We start from the raw sequence: 16156 nt of genomic DNA, 5'->3' as shown, positions 1-16156 counted from the left end.
GCTCCGCCGCTGCAGAGCCACAGCGCTGGAAATGTGCCCGATCATAGGGCTACCGGCTGTGTCGATCCAGTGACGCCGCTACGGCGCGGAAAGCGCTGAGCCGGATGGGGCCGGGAGTGATCGCACATGGCCGCCTCCTGCCGGGCGAATGACCAGATGTGACTTTGTGTTACCCGCACATGCTCCTGATCTCCCCTCCCGTCCAGCACCGGAGTCACCCGTGTGGGGCACTGGAACAGGACGGGCGGGAACGAACACGAACAAAGTGGGCTTTGTTCCCTACTCTTCCGAGCCGATGAGGTCGATGTGGCCCACCCATCCATACCCCCTGTGGAACAGGACCAGTCGCGCGCGTTGCACCGGGCCGCCGCCGTGGCCACCTCGCTGTCCGCCGTCATGGCCACTTCCCTCATCGCCGACCCGGTCGGCGCCCAGCCCGGCCACCCCTGTGCGCTGGAGCGCACCGCCGCCCACCACTCCGAGGGAGTCGCCGACTGGGACCCGGCCTACCCGCGGCCCGAGAAGCGTCTCGACGCGGTGATGGTGTATCTCTCCTTCCCCGATTCCGAGCCGCTGACCTCCCCGGACACGCTGACCGCGGACCACTTCCCGGCCACCGCCGAGTTCTTCGAGCGCGCCTCGTACGGCAAGTTCCGGCTGCGGGTCGACGCGCGCGAGCGCTGGATACGCATGCCGTCGGACTCCCTGTCGTACGGCATCGCCCGCGACTGGGATCCGGCGGCTCGCAGCAGATTCCTCAATGACGCGGTGTCCGCGGCCGATCGAAAAGTGAACTTCCGTGATTACGACGTGGTCTATCTTGTCGCCGATCCGGATGCCCCCGGCGTGGACTCCGATGCCACCAAGGTGGTCAATTTCGAAACCCCGATGCGCGCGGACGGTACTGATCTGCACCGCATCGTCACCGTCTTCGAGCAACACCCGCCCGACCGCAATGTCCTGGCGCACGAGACCGGCCACGTCTTCGACCTCCCCGACCTCTACCACCGCCCGGTCGACGGCAAGGCCGACTGGGACACCCACGTCGGCGACTGGGACCTCATGGGCAGCCAGTTCGGGCTGGCCCCCGACCCCTTCGGCTGGCACAAGTGGAAACTCGGCTGGCTGGGAGACGACCAGGTCGGCTGCGCCGCCGACCCCGGGTCGGACCGCTTCACGCTGCACCCGCTGTCCGCCCCCGCGAGCCCGCGGACGCCCCCGCGCGGGACGACGGAGGCGGAAGCGGAGAACGATGCGGAGGAGGTCCGACGGCGCAGAGGCACGCAAGGTACGGGAGACACGGGAGATGCGGCGGAAGACGGCAAGGGGGCGGCGGCGCTGCGGCGCGACACCCGGCTGGTCGTCGTGCCCACCGGCGCCACCGGCGCCATCGCCGTCGAGGCCCGCGGCCGGTACGAGAACGACCGGTACGCCTGCACCGAGGGGGTCCTCGTCTACCGCGTCCACACCGGCACCGACTCCGGCGCCGGCCCCGTCGAGGTCATCGACGGCCACCCACGCTCCCGCGCCTGCCACGACACGTCCGTCTACCCGCCGCTCGCCGACGCCCCGCTGGGGGAGGGCGAGAGCCTGTCCCTCGGGCGGGAGGGCGTGCGGGTGGAGGTGACGGGACGGACGGCGGACGGGGGCTGGGACGTACGGATCGTACGGGGGGCGGCGCGCGGATGACGTGCGGTTGCACGGGCGCCGGAACCCGGCCGGAAACGCGGACCGGGCGCTCTCGGAGATCCGAAAGCGCCCGGGTCGACGGTCCTGCGTGCTGTACGCCGTCAGGGACTCGAACCCCGGACCCGCTGATTAAGAGTCAGCTGCTCTAACCAACTGAGCTAACGGCGCCTGTCGACGTGGACGACCTTAGCACTCGGGCGCCTGAGATCGAAAATCGGTATTCCGGAGCGCCACGGAAGCCCGGACGCCGGGGGGCGGGGTTCGGTAGGGAGGGCGTGGGGGCTGGGGCGGAGCCCCGCGGGGGGTTGGGGGGGAGTCCCCGGTGGGGCTCGGGGCGCAGCCCCGATTTCGGGAAGTGGGGGTACCGCCCACGCCCGCAGGGCGTAGGGGGAGGGTACGGGGATCCCCCTCCCGCCCGCCGCGGCAGCCCGTGCCCGGGCTACGGCTCCGACGGAGACCCTGTCCCGCCGCCCGCAAGCAGGTCCCGCCCGAACTCGACCATCCGCTTCGCGTAGTCCTCCGTCCAGTCCGCCCGCTCCGCGATCGCCGCGGGCGTCAGCCGGTCGAACCGCTTGGGGTCTGCGAGCTGCGCCGCCGCCATCGCCTGGTACTCGATCGCCCGGTCCGTCGCCGCCCGGAACGCCAGCGTGAGGTCCGTGGCGCGGGCCAGCAGCTCGCGGGGGTCCTCCAGCGACTCCAGCCCGAAGAAGTGCTCGGGGTCCGGCTCCGCCAGCGGTGGTTCGAAGAGCAGCGCGGCAGGCCGCCGCGGCGTGCGCGGCTGCTCCGTCCTTCCTGGTCGAGCCGGGTCCGGCTCCGTCATGGGGGTCCTCCACTTGCCTCTGGGCCACCGCCCATTCTCCCCCGCCGCGCAACCCCGCCCCCGTACTGCACCGCAGGACCGCCCGTACGGACGTGTGCCGCGCCGGCTCTCATGCCCGTACCCGATGGTCCGCCAGGTGTGCCAGCACCGCCTGGTGCGCCTCCCAGCCGTCCGGGAACTTCACCACCGCGCCGAGCTGCACCGGCTCCGTCGACGGGTGCTCGTCCAGCAGCTCCGGCACGCCCGCCCGGCACACCACGACGCACGCGTGCCGGTGCCGCGAGGCGAGCACGCACAGCCGCCCGGTCTCCAGGTGGAACGCCGTCGCGTCCGGGCGGCCGGACAGCGGGTGCAGCACGACCGTGACGTCGAACTCCATGCCCTGCAGCCGGTTCGCCGTGTCCACCGTCACCGCGCCCGCCGCCTCGCCGGGCAGCGCCCGCGCGAGCGCGGCCCGTACCGCCGCGGCCTGGTCCCGGTGGGCGGTGCCCACCGCGACGCGGTCCGCGCTCAGCTCGCCCTCGCCGCGCTCCGACGCCGTCGTTCCGCGCCGCTCCAGCAGCCGCCGGACGACCTGCGCCACCGCCGCCACCGCCGCCGGGTCGGTCCGCGGCGTGTGCGCCGCGGGCAGCTCCAGCAGCCCCCAGCCGCTCGCCGCCGCCTCGTCCACCACCCGGTCGGCGCCCGAGCCGTCCGACGGTGCGGCGAACGTCAGCCGCCGCTCGCCCGGGCCCGTACCGCTGCGGAACGGCGTGAAGGGGTAGAACGCCCGCGACACCAGCGGCGCGGCCGACGCCGGGAGCCGCCAGGACACCGGCAGCCGGTGCTGCGGCAGCCCCGGGTGGTGCGCCAGCAGCGTCGTCACCGCGCTGGCCGCCGGGTCCCAGGCCAGCCCCGACCACTGCTCGGCGCCGACCGCGCTGAACGGGTCGAGCTGACCGGGGTCGCCCACGAACAGCGCGCGTTCGAAGAGCCCGCCGACCGAGAGCAGCGCGTCGGAGCGCATCTGGTACGCCTCGTCCACGATGGCGTGCTCCCACGGCTCGGCGTCGGCGCCCTGCTTGACCCGGGCCGCGGCGACGTAGGCCCACTTGGCGGCGGTGGAGGCGATGACGCCGAGGCCGGCGAGGTCGGTGAGGCTCGTGGCGGTACGCACGTGCGCGTGGCCGTCGAGTACGGGGTCGTAGGGCCGGGGGTCGCTGCTGTGCAGCCGGCCGACGGGGAGGTCGGGCTGCTCGCGGGCGAGGCGGTCGACGAGGTCGTCGACCTGCGCGTTGGTCTGGGCGACGAGGACGAGGCGGCGGCCGGCGGCGGCCAGCTCGCGGGCGGCGCGCACGACGAGGGTGGACTTGCCGGCGCCGGGCGGGGAGTCGACGAGGACGCCGCGGGAGTGGCCGTCGAGGGTGTCGCGGAGGATGGCGTCGGTAGCGAGCCGGGCGGCCGTGGCGGGGTCGGGCACCGCGGCTCCGTGCCCGGGCGCGCCCGTCTTCAGCTCCGCGGTCATGAGTGCAGGCTCCTTCCTGCGGCACCTGCGAGGGTGTGCGTCACAGGTAGTCCTCCGCCGTCACCCGGTCCGGCTCCTCCGCGGCCCGCCCCGCGGGGCTGCCGTGTGTCCACGGGGTGTCCTCCGGCTCCGGCAGCGCCGGACCGCGGCGGGCCGTGTGCTCGAACAGCGTCCACACCGCCCCGTCGCCCGGCTCCGGCACCGACCCCTCAGCGGGAGCGCGGGAGCGGCCCATCCCGTCCTGCAACTGCACCGTGACCCGCCCCTGTCCGACCCCGGCGACCAGCGCGCGCTGTGTGCGTCCGCCGGGCAGCTCGCGGTAGACCTTGGCGCCGTCCTCCAGGTGGGGTTCGTCATCCGTGACGACGGTGACCAGCGGGCGGGGCATCGGGCGGCGGCCTTCGGAGTACGCCATCTCCACCGACTCCGTACGGCACACGAACGCCTGCCCCGCGAGCCGCCGCTCGGCCATCGTCAGCGGGTCGTCCAGCGCCTCCTGGGCGTCGAGTTCGGTGAGCGCGCGCTCGCGCTGGGCCAGCTTGCGGGCGGCGGTCACCGCGTCGTCGCGGCGCGGCTGCGGGGGCTCGCCGGCGCGCAGCCGGTCGCGGTGGGCGGTGAACGACCACCTGTCGCCGAGCCACCGGCTGGGCACGTGCGCGCCCTCGGGCAGGGCGCGCAGCAGGTCGTACGCCTGCCAGACCGCGTCCCACGTGGGCCGCAGGCGGCTCTCCACGAGCCGGGCGACGGCATCTTCTGCAGCCGCCGCGGCGGCTGCGTCGCCGTCGGCGCGGGCGCGGTCGAAGCGGGCCATGGCGGGGGCGAGGAGGCGGTTGTCGAACGCGGGGTCGGTGGCGGGTCCTGCCGGGGGCACGAGCAGTTGCCCCTCGGCGTCGCGGCCGGTCTCGGCGCGCTCCGCGGCTTCGGCGCCGTCCGTGATCCAGGCGAGCAGGGCGCCGAGATGCTGGTCCTCGACGGTGCTCTGGCCGGTGGCCCAGTGCCGGGCGAGCAGTTCGGTGGCCGAGAGCAGGAGCGCGGCGCCGGGCACGCGCGCCCGCTCGCCGTAGTGCGACAGCCAGCGGCCGAGGAGCGGCACGCGCGGGGGCGCGGGGTGCGGGGTGTCGGGGTCGTCCTCGGCGGTCCTGCGGAAGCGCATCGAGCGGCCGAGGAGGCGCACGTACTCGACGCCGGCGCGGCTGGGGACGAGGAGCTGCGCGGCGTCGGCGCAGGGCTCGGCGGCGGGGCCGTCGCCGTCGCCGTCGCCGGCGCCGGGCCCGCCGTCTGCGCCGTCCGCGGCGTCTTCGGTGTCGTCGGCGAACGACTCGACGTACGGCAGCACCTCGGCCGCCAGCTCCGCGAGGAACGCGAACCGCAGGTCGCGGTCGCGCGGCTGCGGTACGACCAGCAGGCGCGGCCGGTCGCGGTCGCGGCCGACGAGCGCGCCGAGCGGGGCGGCGGCCTCGCCGGCGGCGGTCATCGGCACGAGGACGAGCGGCCGGTCGGACAGGTGGCGGTGCCGCACGGTCGCGAGCGGGGTGGCCCGCCCGGCGACCACGGCCTGCGCACGGGCGAGGGTGACCATGAGACTCACGCGGCCCCCCGACCACCGGCGGCGAGGGCCTCCGCCCGCAGCGCCGCGGCCCGCCGCAACGCCGCGACAACGGGATCCACCGCACCGTGACCGTCCGCCGCAGCCGGGCCCGGTTCCGGGGACGCCCCTGCGGGGTCGTGCGGTGCCCGCCCCGTCGCGGGCGTGGTGGCCGCTCCCGGGCCGGGCTCGGCGTCGCCCCGGGACGGGCCCTCCGCCCGTGCTGCGGTTCCAGGTCCGGCCGTCCCCGGAGCCGACGCCGCCGTCACGACCTCCGCCACCGTGCGCAGGCCGCCCAGCTCGCTGCGTACGCCGCGGCCCAGCGCCGTCACGTCGCCGCGCTCCCGGGCCCGGGAGCGGCAGTGGAACGCCAGCTCGCAGGCCGCCAGGCACTCCGGGGCGTACGCGGCGTCCACCGCCTCCACCGCCGCCGTCAGGCGCTGCGGGGGCTGGCGGACGTCCAGGGTGAGGTCCGCCGGGAGGGCGGCGGCGATTGCTTCGAGGCGGGTGAGGCGGGCGAGCTGGCGGCGGGTGGCGGCCAGTTGCCTGCGTACGTCGACGGGTTCGGCGACCGGCTGGTTGGAGAAGTCCTTGGGGCACACCAGCAGCACGTGGTCGTCGACCTCGCAGTGCGGCTGGAGCGCCAGCACGTACACCGCCGCCTGCCGGGCGGCGGCGCCGACCTTCGCCGGGTCGGCGGATCCGTCGAGGATCGGGAAGGACTTGATCTCGGCCACCGTGCAGCGCCCGTCCGGCCTGATGACCGCCGCGTCCGGCTCCAGGTACACCGGTGCCCCCGCGGCCTCCAGGCTGACCATCGGGTGCCGCAGCAGCGTCCAGCCGCCCGCCGCCACCGCCTCGGCGATGGCCAGCCGCGTGCGTTCGGTGCGTCCGCGGGGGCCGGGGGCGGCGAGGTCGGGGACGTGGACCGCGGCGGGTTCCGGCGGGGTCTCGCCGGTCCGTTCGGCGAGGAGGGCCAGCAGTTCGGCGCCGTCGTCGGCGGTGATGCGGGCCTCGAAGGCGTTGCCGCGGGCGAACGCGAACTGCGACTGGCCGAACGGCGCCGGTCTGCCCAGCGCCTCGGCGAGCGCGCCCTTGTCGATACCGGCGCCGTCCAGCAGCGTCCGGCGGCGGCACCCGGGGTTGGCCGCCAGCGCGGCGAGCGCCCGCGCGTCCAGGGCGCGCGGCTGCACGTCCGCGCCGCGCAGCGCGTCCAGCCGGTGGCGCAGCGAGGGTGCCGGCGCCTCGGCGGTCCCGCGCTCCGCGGGGCGGGCGCCGGTGCCGGCGGGGGTCATCAAGTCGCCCGTAGCGGTCGTACGTTCCACGCGCCGCAGTCTGGCACGCCCCACCGACACCGGGGCGGCGGCGGGCGCGGTACGGCGTGCGGCCTGCGGGGCGTGCGGTACGCCGGGGACGGGCTGCCGGGGGCGGGCCGCCGGGGGCGATACTCCGGGGCCCGGGGAGCCTGCTGCCGGGGCCCGCTGCCGGGCGGCCCCGTCCGCGCCGCGTCGTCGCGTGCGCCGGTGCGAGGCGCGTACGCCGCCGCCTGCCGTGTCAGCCTGCCGTCAGAACGCCAGCCTCCGGCACATCACCTGGGCCGCGCCCCCGCGCTGCTCCGCCGGTGCCCGTCTGCCGTCCGGCTGCGTCGGCGGGTCGCCCAGGGCGGGGTTGTCGCGCGTGGCGCGCGGGCCCGGGATAGCGGGCGGGTCCGGGGTGTCGCCCGGGGGGCCGCTGCCCGCTCCGGTGCGGACCTTCTCCGGGGCGCGGTCGTCCGCCGGTTCTCCGGCGTCGTCCGCGTGGTCCGCGTCGTCGGTCCGCGGGCCGCCCACGGCGACCACGCCCGCGCCTGTGCCCGCCGCCGTGCCGCCGCTGCGGATGCGGGAGCCGAGGCGGTACACCTGGCGGCGGATGCCGTCCGCGGTGCCCAGGGCCGGGCGGAGCAGCAGCCAGCCGAGGCCCATGACGGCGGCGCCGGCGACGGCGTCGAGGAAGTAGTGGTTGGCGGTGCCCATGACCACGATGGTGGTGACGAGCGGGTACGCGACGCCCAGCAGCCGCACCGGCGTGTACGGCGCGTGCCGCCACAGCACCACCGCGCACCACAGGGCCCAGCCCACGTGCAGGCTCGGCATCGCCGCGTACTGGTTGGTCAGCCCGCCGAGCCCGCGCGGCGCGCTCGCCTCGCCGCCCCACCAGCCGTAGGACGAGTACTGCGCCATCGTGTCGACGAACCCGTACGCCGGGTCCAGCAGCCGCGGCGGGCAGGTCGGCATGAGGATGAAGCCGATGAGGGCGGCGACGGTGGAGAGCAGCAGCCAGGTACGGTAGCGCCGGTAGTGCACGCGGTGGCGGAGCCAGACCCACACCAGGACGACGGGCGTGACGAGGTAGTGCAGGGACGCGTAGATGAAGTCGGCGGGGACGCCGAGTGCCGCGTGGGCGGTGAACAGTCTGTTGAGCGGGTCCTCGAAGTTGATGTGCAGCGTCTTCTCGATGTCGAGCAGCGCGAGGCCGTTGTCGACGGCCATGGTCACGTCGCCGCGGGCGAGCAGCCGGCCCATCGAGTACGCCACATACACCACGACGACGAGCAACAGCTCCGTCCACCAACGCTGCCTCAGTCGCATGGTCCAGGCACTCCGTCTCCGCTTCCCCGTTTCGGGCCGACACCCACGTGGACCACATGGCCCACGGACAACCGTACGGTGTACGTCAGCCCACTGCACGGTGTATATACCCGCCACCGTTCGGTGGAGGGAGCCAGAAAGACGCTGAATGATCCGGAAAGGTTGCCCCGCACGGCAGGATCAGGCGGAAATCAGCCGCAGATTCGTCAGGAACGCATCCACCTCGGCGCTTCCCGACCAGCGCCGCAGCCGCTCCGCCGTGCCGTCGAGCATGGCCCGTACCCGAGCCGAGTGCACCTCCGCCAGGAGCGCGAGCGCGCTGCCGCCCGCGGCGGCGGCCTCGTCGGGCCGGCCGGCGGCGGCGAGGCAGGTGGCCAGCTCCGCGGTGAACAGGGCGGTGTTGCGGGCGAAGTGCGGGTCCTGCCGCAGCACGGCGTGGCGGGCGCACTCCACGGCGCGCGGGTGGTCGCCGAGCGCCGCCCAGCACTGCGCCTCCAGGCCGGTCAGTTCGGCCTCGCCGTAGAACGACATCCACTCCGGGCCCGCGTCGGCCGCGCCCCGGGCGAACAGGTCGCGGGCTGCGGCCAGCGCCTCGCGGGTCGCGGCACGGTCGCCGAGCAGCGCCCAGCCGCCGGCCTCGCGGGCGGCGAGCAGCGAGCGCAGCCGGTCGGAGCCGAGTGCGGCGGCGGCCCGGTGGCCGGCCTGGGCGGCGCGTACGGCCTCGTGGGCGCGGCCGGTGTCGCGGGCCAGGAAGGCGGTGTTGGAGAAGGCGTGCGCCTCCAGGGCGGGGTCGTCGGCGAGCCGGGCGGTGGCCAGGGCTTCGGCGTAGTGCGAGCGGGCGTCGGCGCAGCGGCCGGAGTCGTGCGCCAGCCAGCCGACCGAGAGGGCCAGTTCGCCCGCCGCGGTGTGCAGGTGCCCGGCGCCGGAGCCGGCGCGCAGGGCGGTCTCGGGGAGCAGGGCGCGGGCGGTGCGCAGGGTGCAGCGTGCGCGGGCGTAGAGGTCGTCGGCGCCGTGCCGGTCGTCGTGCAGCCGGATGCGGCGTACCGCCTCGGCGACGGCGGCCTCGGGGAACTCGGGCGTACGGGCCCGGGCGGGCATGAGCGCCGGAAAGGACGCCAGCGGCGGGGAGGATGCCAGCGGCGGGGAGGACGGCAGCGGCGGGGAGGATGCCAGCGGCGGGGGGCCGTCCGCGGGGGTGGCCGGCTCTTCGGGGGGCGCAGGGCGTACCGATGTACGTGGGGGCGCATCGACGCTGCCGCGCGCCCCTCGGCCCCGTACCGCGGCCCGCGGCTCGAACCCCAGATCGCTCAGCGAGCGGCCCGGGAACATGTAGAGAAATACGCGCTCATACGCGTAATTCGGGCACCGGATCTCGCCGGACTCGACGCGGCCCACGTAGCGCGCGTCACACGAGACCTGCTCGCCGATCTCCCGTGCGGCCCGCCGCACCGCGGCGGCGAACTCGCCCGGCGAACGGCTGCCGCGCAGCCCGCGGAAGGCGGCGTTGGGGCGCAATCGGTCGGGTGGGGGAGCCACGTCGGCTGTTCCTCCCTGATGCTGCTCGACAACTACTGTTCCGCGACAGCCCGATCGGCAACTACTGCACTGCCCACCGCAGGTGCCGCGCGCCGGCCCGATCGCACCCGCGGTGCGCGCGCCGCCACGGAGAGTCTGCCGACCTGAGCGGCCCGGCGCCCCCGATCCGCTATAAAACGCCATCCTTTGCGGCGAGTTCGTGCCGTGCCGTTGACGGCATCCTGGCGTTGGATGTGCAGAGGACCGGGGGAACGACGACGGGGACTGGATGAGGAGGGGTTCCTGTGCCGGACACCGGCGGGGAGGCCACTGTCGGTACGAGGCCCGCCGCGGACCTGTGTGACCTGGTCACCGTCCCGGCCAGACACGGACTCGAAGCGGTCGACATCCTCCGGCTGCGCACGGCCGTCGGGCCCGTGCTGCACGACGGCGGGGTCGACACCCTCGGCTTCCTCGTGCCGCCGGGCACGGCGGCCCGCTGGGACCTGCCCGGCAGTGCGTGCACCCCGACGCTGTACCGCGGGGCCGGTGCGCCGCCGGTGGCCGGGACGTACTGGCTGGTGCCGCCCGAGGAGGCGGCGCCGGTGACCGACCCGGTGCTGCTGGCGGCGGCGCTGTGCGAGGCGGCCCGGACGATCGAGGCCGCCGACCGCTTCTGAGCGCCGGCCCGCCCGCCGCCGGCCCCCCGCGGGGCGCGGCCCCGGCCGCGGCGGGGGATACTGGGCGCGTGGCCAGGCAGAGGTCGCGCGGCGGGCGCAGCCCCGTCGTGGTGGACGTGGACGGCGGCACCGCGGAACTGCGTCCCGACCCCGACCGCCCGCGGGCCTGGATGCTGCTCCTCGACGGCGCCCCGCAGTCCCACGTCGACCTCGACGACCCCGCGCACCTGGAGTTCGAGTACCAGCGCCGCCTCGGTCACGCGGCCGACCTCGTCGCCCCCGCCGGCCGCCCCGTGCACGCGCTGCACCTCGGCGGCGGCGCGCTGACCCTCCCGCGCTACGTCGCCGCCACCCGCCCCCGCTCCGTCCAGCAGGCCGTCGAGATCGACGGCGGCCTCACCGCGCTGATACGCGCCGAACTGCCGCTGCCCGAGCGGGCGCGGATCCGGGTGCGGCAGGGAGACGCCCGCGCGGTGCTCGCCAGGGTGCCGGACGACTGGGCGGACCTGATCACCGGCGACGTCTTCCGCGCCGCGCGCACGCCCGCGCACCTGACGACCACGGAGTTCCTGGGCGAGGTGCGCAGGGTGCTGCGCCCCGGCGGCGTCTACGCCGCGAACCTCGCCGACGGGCCGCCGCTGGCGTACCTGCGGGCCCAGACCGCGACCGCCGCCGCGGTCTTCCCCGAGCTGTGCGTCATCGCCACCCCCGCCGTCTGGCGCGGCCGGCGCTTCGGCAACGCGGTGCTCCTCGCCTCTGCCGCCCCACTGCCGGTCGCCGAGCTGACCCGCCGGTCGGCCACCGACCCGCGGCCCGGCCGCGTCGAACACGGCCGCGCGCTAAGGGACTTCGCCGCCGGCGCCCGGCCGGTGACCGACGCCACCGCGACGCAGTCGCCCGCGCCGCCGCCGGAGGTGTTCACGTAGCGCGCAGGCGTACACGGCGGCCGTCAGGTGGCGTACGCGTTCGTCTCCACCCGCGGCGCGCTGTCGTGCCAGGTGCAGATCACCGACGTCCGCCGGCCGTCCGTGACGAAGTCGACGCGTATCCACGTCGTCTGCTCCCACGTCTGCATCTGCCACCCGGCCTCCGGCGCGGCCGACACCAACTTCGCCGCGTCCGCGGCCATCTCCAGGGTCACCCGCCCGCCGGGGACCGGATACGTCTGTACGTCCCCCGCCGCGCTCGCCGGCGGCAGGTCCTGCTGCGCCGCGGCCCCGGCGTCGGCTCCGGCGCTTCCGTCAGCGCCCTCTCCCGCGTTCTCTCCGGCGCTGTCCGAGCCGCGCGGACTCTCCGTACGCCCCGGCGGGTCCTGCGAACTCTCCGCCGCCGACGGGGTCTCCGACGCCCGCGTCGGGGAGGGCGGTGCGGGCCGGTCCGTCGCCGTGCCGACCAGCGGCGGCTGGGCCGGCGACGGCGCCCGGCCCGACAGCGGCACCGTGTGCGGCCGGTCGGAGGTGCTGTCCAGCATCAGCCTGACCCCGAACCACGACACGGTCACGGCCGCCAGTGTCGTCAGGGTCCACGCGAGCGCGTGCACAAGCCTTCGACGCATCAGCCCTATCCTGCCCCAACCGCCCCGCCGGAGGGCACACCGGCCGGAACCGCCCGCCGCCGGTTGTCCACAGGCAGGGTTATCCACAGGGGGCCGCGGGCGGGGCGGCGCGCACCGCGCTTTTGGCGTACGTTGCCGGACATGGCAAGTGTGCTGCTGGTGGAGGACGACCAGTTCGTGCGCTCCGCGCTGATCAGGCATCTGACGGACGCGGCCCACACCGTGCGCAGCGTGGGCACGGCGCTGGAGGCGCTGCGCGAGGTCGCGCACCACGGCTTCGATGTCGTGATCCTCGATCTCGGGCTGCCCGACCTCGACGGCGCCGAGGCGCTGAAGATGCTCCGCGGCCTCACCGACGTGCCCGTCATCGTCGCCACCGCGCGGGACGACGAGTCCGAGATCGTCCGCATCCTCAACGACGGCGCCGACGACTACCTCGTCAAGCCCTTCTCCGTCGAGCACCTCCAGGCCCGCCTCGGCGCCGTGCTGCGCCGCGCCGGGGGCCGTACGGCCGCCGCCCCGCCGCGGCACCTGCGCGTCGGGGGCCTGGCCATCGACCTGCGCAGCCGCCGGGCGGAGCTGGACGGCCGCGAACTGGACCTGACCCGCCGCGAGTTCGACATGCTGGCGTTCCTCGCCGAGCGGCCCGGCGCCGTCGTGCCGCGCCGCGAGCTGCTGTCCGAGGTGTGGCGGCAGTCGTACGGCGACGACCAGACCATCGACGTGCACCTGTCCTGGCTGCGCCGCAAGCTCGGCGAGACCGCCGCCAGACCCCGCTATCTGCACACCCTGCGCGGTGTCGGCGTGAAGCTCGACCCGCCGGCCGGGATCCCGCCCGCATGAGGTGGGCGCTGGTCAAGGTGTGCCTGGCGGTCACGGTGATGGTCGTGGTCGCCTTCGCGGTGCCGCTCGGGCTGGTCGTCAGGGAGATGGCCCGCGACCGGGCGCTGACCAACGCCGAGCGGATCGCCGCCGGCATCGGCCCGGCGCTGGCGATCACCACCGACGCCGCGCAGTTGGAGCGCGCGGTCGGCAGCACCAGGGCCGGCGCGCGCGGGCGGATCGCGGTGCACGTGCCGCGCGGCAGCGGCGAGGGCATGTCGGCGGTCCGGGTCGGAGAGCAGCGCGCCGGCGCGGCCGACGTGCAGCGCGCGTCCCGCGCGGGCACGTCGTCGCTGGTCGAAGTCGCCGACGGGCACGCGCTGCTGGCGCCCATCGCCGTCGAGGGCGACCGCGTCGCCGTCGTGGAGGTGTTCGTGCCGGCGGGGGAGCTGACCGAGGGCGTGGCGCAGGCGTGGCTGGTGCTGGCGGGCGTCGGGCTCGCGCTGGTGGCCGGCTCCGTCGCCGTCGCGGACCGGCTCGGCACCCGGATGGTGCGGCCCGCGCGCCGGCTCGCGGGCGCGGCGCACGACCTGGGCGAGGGCCGGCTCGGCGTCCGGGTCGAGGAGTCGGGCCCCTCCGAACTGCGCTCGGCGGCCGTGGCGTTCAACTCGATGGCCGACCAGGTCGCGCTGCTGCTGGCCAACGAGCGCGAGCTGGCCGCCGACCTCTCCCACCGGCTGCGCACCCCGCTGACCGTGCTGCGGCTCAACGCCGCCTCCCTCGGCGACAGCGGCGCCGCCGAGCAGACCCGGCAGGCCGTGGCCCAACTGGAGCGCGAGATCGACCAGATCATCGCCACCGTGCGCGCCCAGCGCGACCGGCCCGCGGGGCAGCAGGCGGCGGTGGCCGGCTGCGACGTCTCCGCGGTCATCACGGAGCGGATGGCGTTCTGGTCGGCCCTGGCCGAGGACGAGGGCAGGCCCACGCGGCTGGCGGGGGTGGACCGGCCGGCCCAGGTGCCGGTGGCGCGCGCCGAGCTGGTCGCCGCGATCGACGCGCTGATCGGCAACGTCTTCCGGCACACCCCGGAGGGCACGGAGTTCTCCGTCGACGTGCACCACGCCGGCGACGCCGTCATCGTGCTCGCCTCCGACGCCGGGCCCGGCATCCGTGACCCCGAGGCGGCGCTCGCCCGCGGGCAGGGGCAGGGCGGGCCGGGGTCGACGGGGCTGGGGCTCGACATCGTGCGGCGGGTCGCGGAGTCGACGGGCGGGGACGTGCGGGTCGGCCGGTCGGTGCTGGGCGGGGCGGAGATACGGCTCTGGCTGGCGCTGCGCGGCGGGCCGGCCGAGGCCGGCGAGCGGCGCCGGCACCGGGTGGTGCGCGGGCGGCGCGGCCGGGCGGCGGAGGGGGCGGCGGCCGGGACGTACCGGAAGGACGGGAAGGGCGGGCGAGTCGGGAAGGACGGGGAAAGCGGGAGGGGCGGGAAGGACGGGGAGAGCGGGAGGGGCGGGAAGGACGGGGAAAGCAGGAGGGGCGAGCGGGACGGGGAAAGCAGGAGGGGCGAGCGGGACGGGGTGTACGGGGAAGACGGGATTGGCAGGGGGTACGGGGTGGACGGGACGTACGGGAAGGGCGGGGCGGCGGGTACGGGGGCCGCTGCGGGCACAGGCGCGGGTGCGCGGCGCGCCTAGCCCGGGCGGCGGCCCCCGCCCGCAGAGGCGACGGCTCGTCGCGCCGGCCGGAGCAGCCCCCGCCCGTCACGCGGTGGCCTCCGTCCGGCCGCGACAGCCCTCGCCCGTCCCGGTGGCATCCGGCGATCCCCCCGGCCCGCCGGATGCCGGCCTGTCAGCCGTCCCGTGGACGTCCGCCAGGCGTCTCTTGCGTCAGAGGTCGAGCGCCGGCAGCGCCCCCGCGCGGATCACGTCCGCGTACCAGCGGGCGCTGGACTTCGGGGTGCGCTTCTGCGTCGTGTAGTCCACGTGCACCGCGCCGAACCGCTTGGCGTAGCCGTACGCCCACTCGAAGTTGTCCATCAGCGACCATAGGAAGTAGCCGCGCACGTCGGCGCCTTCGGCCATGGCGCGGTGCACGGCGCCGATGTGCCCGTGCAGGTACGCGATGCGCTCCGGGTCGTGCACCGAGCCGTCGGCCTGCTGCTTGTCGTCGTACGCCGCGCCGTTCTCGGTGATGTACAGCGGCAGGTCCGGCGCGTCCGCGGTGAACCGCAGCAGCAGGTCCGTCAGCCCGGTGGGATCGACGGTCCAGTCCATCGCGGTGCGCTCGCCCGGCGGCTGGTGGAAGGAGATGTGGTCCGCGGCCGGCCACGGCGACTGCGTGCCGCCGCCGTGGCCGTCGGCGCGCTCGGGCTTGGCGTCGCCGGAGACGGCGGAGACGACGGTGGGCGTGTAGTAGTTCAGGCCGAGCGAGTCCAGCGGCTGGCGGATGAGCCCCAGGTCCCCGTCCCGTACGAACGACCAGTCCGTCAGCCGGACGGTGTCGTCGAACAGGTCCGGCGGGTACGCGCCGTCGAGCATCGGGCCGGTGAAGATGCGGGTGGCCAGCGCGTCGACCTGGCGGGCGGCGTCCCGGTCCGCCTCGGAGTCCGTACGCGGGCGTACGGCCGCGGGGTTGAGGCTGACGGAGACCTGGGCGCGGGCGGGCAGCGCGGTGCGCAGCGCGTCGGTGGCGAGCCCGTGCGCGAGGTTGAGGTGGTGCGCGGCGCGCAGGGCGGCGACCGGGTCGGTGCGGCCGGGGGCGTGCACCCCGGCGGCGTAGCCGAGGAACGCGCTGCACCAGGGCTCGTTGAGCGTGGTCCACAGCTCGACGCGGTCGCCGAGGGCGTCGGCGACGAGGCGGGCGTAGTCGGCGAACCGGTACGCCGTGTCGCGCTCCGGCCAGCCGCCCGCGGTCTCCAGCTCCTGCGGCAGGTCCCAGTGGTAGAGCGTGAGCACCGGCTTGATGCCGGCCGCCAGCAACTCGTCGGCGAGCCCGCGGTAGAAGTCGAGCCCGCGCTGCACGGCCGGCCCGCGGCCGGTGGGCTGGACGCGCGGCCAGGAGACGGAGAAGCGGTACGCGCGCAGGCCGAGTTCGGCCATGAGCTGCACGTCCTCGGTGCGCCGGTGGTAGTGGTCGACGGCGACGTCTCCGGTGTCGCCGCCGGCGGTCTTCCCGGGGGTGTGCGAGAAAGTGTCCCAGATGGAGGGCGTGCGGCCGTGCTCCCGCGCGGCGCCCTCGACCTGATAGGCCGCGGTGGCCGTGCCCCACAGGAAGTCCTCGGGGAAGGTGGCGGTGGAATCGGACATCTGGGAGCGCTCCCAATCTAGGCGGTGTCGAACGTCGTGGACATCGAGGGTCGG

Annotated in this window: 13 protein-coding genes and 1 tRNA gene; 5 read left to right on the top strand and 9 right to left on the bottom strand. The window is 75.9% G+C overall.

Annotated elements, in window-relative coordinates; all coding sequences use genetic code 11:
• The first annotated feature begins 330 nt into the window (after positions 1–330).
• Complete coding sequence (locus B124_RS02210; RefSeq protein ID WP_496500878.1) at positions 331–1689, top strand: M6 family metalloprotease domain-containing protein; 1359 nt, start codon at positions 331–333, stop codon at positions 1687–1689.
• 94 nt (positions 1690–1783) lie between these two features.
• Here B124_RS02210 and B124_RS02205 read toward each other — a convergent pair.
• The 7 genes from B124_RS02205 to B124_RS02175 all read right to left on the bottom strand — a co-directional run bounded on the left by B124_RS02205 (position 1784) and on the right by B124_RS02175 (position 9740).
• Positions 1784–1857 (bottom strand) — tRNA-Lys (locus tag B124_RS02205).
• Positions 1858–2128: 271 nt separating this feature from the next.
• Positions 2129–2509 (bottom strand): DUF8844 domain-containing protein, encoded by a 381-nt coding sequence (locus B124_RS02200; RefSeq protein WP_496500877.1) that lies wholly within the window; start codon positions 2507–2509, stop codon positions 2129–2131.
• A gap of 109 nt (positions 2510–2618) precedes the next feature.
• Positions 2619–4013: an AAA domain-containing protein gene (locus tag B124_RS02195; RefSeq protein WP_496500876.1), complete on the bottom strand. Its 1395-nt coding sequence runs from the start codon at positions 4011–4013 to the stop codon at positions 2619–2621.
• A gap of 40 nt (positions 4014–4053) precedes the next feature.
• On the bottom strand, positions 4054–5592 hold the full coding sequence (locus B124_RS02190) for a hypothetical protein (protein WP_496501029.1): 1539 nt from the start codon (positions 5590–5592) through the stop codon (positions 4054–4056).
• 5 nt (positions 5593–5597) lie between these two features.
• Positions 5598–6893, bottom strand: a complete 1296-nt coding sequence (locus B124_RS02185; protein ID WP_496501028.1) for a hypothetical protein — start codon at positions 6891–6893, stop codon at positions 5598–5600.
• Between the two features lie 270 nt (positions 6894–7163).
• Complete coding sequence (locus B124_RS02180) at positions 7164–8225, bottom strand: phosphatase PAP2 family protein (RefSeq protein WP_496500875.1); 1062 nt, start codon at positions 8223–8225, stop codon at positions 7164–7166.
• Between the two features lie 180 nt (positions 8226–8405).
• A complete protein-coding gene (locus tag B124_RS02175; protein ID WP_496501027.1) occupies positions 8406–9740 on the bottom strand; it encodes an NsdA family TPR-like regulatory protein in 1335 nt (444 codons plus the stop codon).
• Positions 9741–10045: 305 nt separating this feature from the next.
• Between B124_RS02175 and B124_RS02170 the strand changes: the two genes are divergently transcribed.
• Together B124_RS02170 and B124_RS02165 are read left to right on the top strand one after the other, a co-directional pair.
• On the top strand, positions 10046–10420 hold the full coding sequence (locus B124_RS02170) for a hypothetical protein (RefSeq protein WP_496500874.1): 375 nt from the start codon (positions 10046–10048) through the stop codon (positions 10418–10420).
• 107 nt (positions 10421–10527) lie between these two features.
• A complete protein-coding gene (locus B124_RS02165; RefSeq protein WP_496501026.1) occupies positions 10528–11346 on the top strand; it encodes a spermidine synthase in 819 nt (272 codons plus the stop codon).
• A 23-nt stretch (positions 11347–11369) separates the two neighbouring features.
• Here the strand turns inward: B124_RS02165 and B124_RS02160 are convergent, their stop codons facing one another.
• On the bottom strand, positions 11370–11975 hold the full coding sequence (locus tag B124_RS02160) for a hypothetical protein (protein ID WP_496500873.1): 606 nt from the start codon (positions 11973–11975) through the stop codon (positions 11370–11372).
• Between the two features lie 141 nt (positions 11976–12116).
• Between B124_RS02160 and B124_RS02155 the strand changes: the two genes are divergently transcribed.
• On the top strand, positions 12117–12818 hold the full coding sequence (locus B124_RS02155) for a response regulator transcription factor (protein WP_496500872.1): 702 nt from the start codon (positions 12117–12119) through the stop codon (positions 12816–12818).
• Entirely contained in the window at positions 12815–14491 is a 1677-nt protein-coding gene (locus B124_RS02150) for a sensor histidine kinase (protein WP_496500871.1), read from the top strand. The genes B124_RS02155 and B124_RS02150 overlap by 4 nt, the downstream gene beginning before the upstream one ends.
• A gap of 192 nt (positions 14492–14683) precedes the next feature.
• On the opposite strand, the gene B124_RS02145 is transcribed toward B124_RS02150, so the two are convergent.
• Positions 14684–16102 carry a GH1 family beta-glucosidase gene (locus tag B124_RS02145; RefSeq protein WP_496500870.1) on the bottom strand — a complete coding sequence of 473 codons (1419 nt, stop codon included), beginning with the start codon at positions 16100–16102 and terminating at the stop codon, positions 14684–14686.
• Between the last annotated feature and the right edge of the window lie 54 nt (positions 16103–16156).

The sequence above is a fragment of the Streptomyces sp. CNP082 genome, from assembly GCF_059570535.1.
Note: the sequence above shows the minus strand (reverse complement) of the source record. Positions and strands in the feature narration are given on the sequence as shown.

Coding starts and splice junctions, on each gene's coding strand:
- B124_RS02200 (WP_496500877.1), bottom strand. CDS start 2,509: ATGACGGAGCCGGACCCGGCTCGACCAGGAAGGACGGAGCAGCCGCGC.
- B124_RS02195 (WP_496500876.1), bottom strand. CDS start 4,013: ATGACCGCGGAGCTGAAGACGGGCGCGCCCGGGCACGGAGCCGCGGTG.
- B124_RS02190 (WP_496501029.1), bottom strand. CDS start 5,592: ATGGTCACCCTCGCCCGTGCGCAGGCCGTGGTCGCCGGGCGGGCCACC.
- B124_RS02185 (WP_496501028.1), bottom strand. CDS start 6,893: ATGACCCCCGCCGGCACCGGCGCCCGCCCCGCGGAGCGCGGGACCGCC.
- B124_RS02180 (WP_496500875.1), bottom strand. CDS start 8,225: ATGCGACTGAGGCAGCGTTGGTGGACGGAGCTGTTGCTCGTCGTCGTG.
- B124_RS02160 (WP_496500873.1), bottom strand. CDS start 11,975: ATGCGTCGAAGGCTTGTGCACGCGCTCGCGTGGACCCTGACGACACTG.
- B124_RS02155 (WP_496500872.1), top strand. CDS start 12,117: ATGGCAAGTGTGCTGCTGGTGGAGGACGACCAGTTCGTGCGCTCCGCG.
- B124_RS02150 (WP_496500871.1), top strand. CDS start 12,815: ATGAGGTGGGCGCTGGTCAAGGTGTGCCTGGCGGTCACGGTGATGGTC.
- B124_RS02145 (WP_496500870.1), bottom strand. CDS start 16,102: ATGTCCGATTCCACCGCCACCTTCCCCGAGGACTTCCTGTGGGGCACG.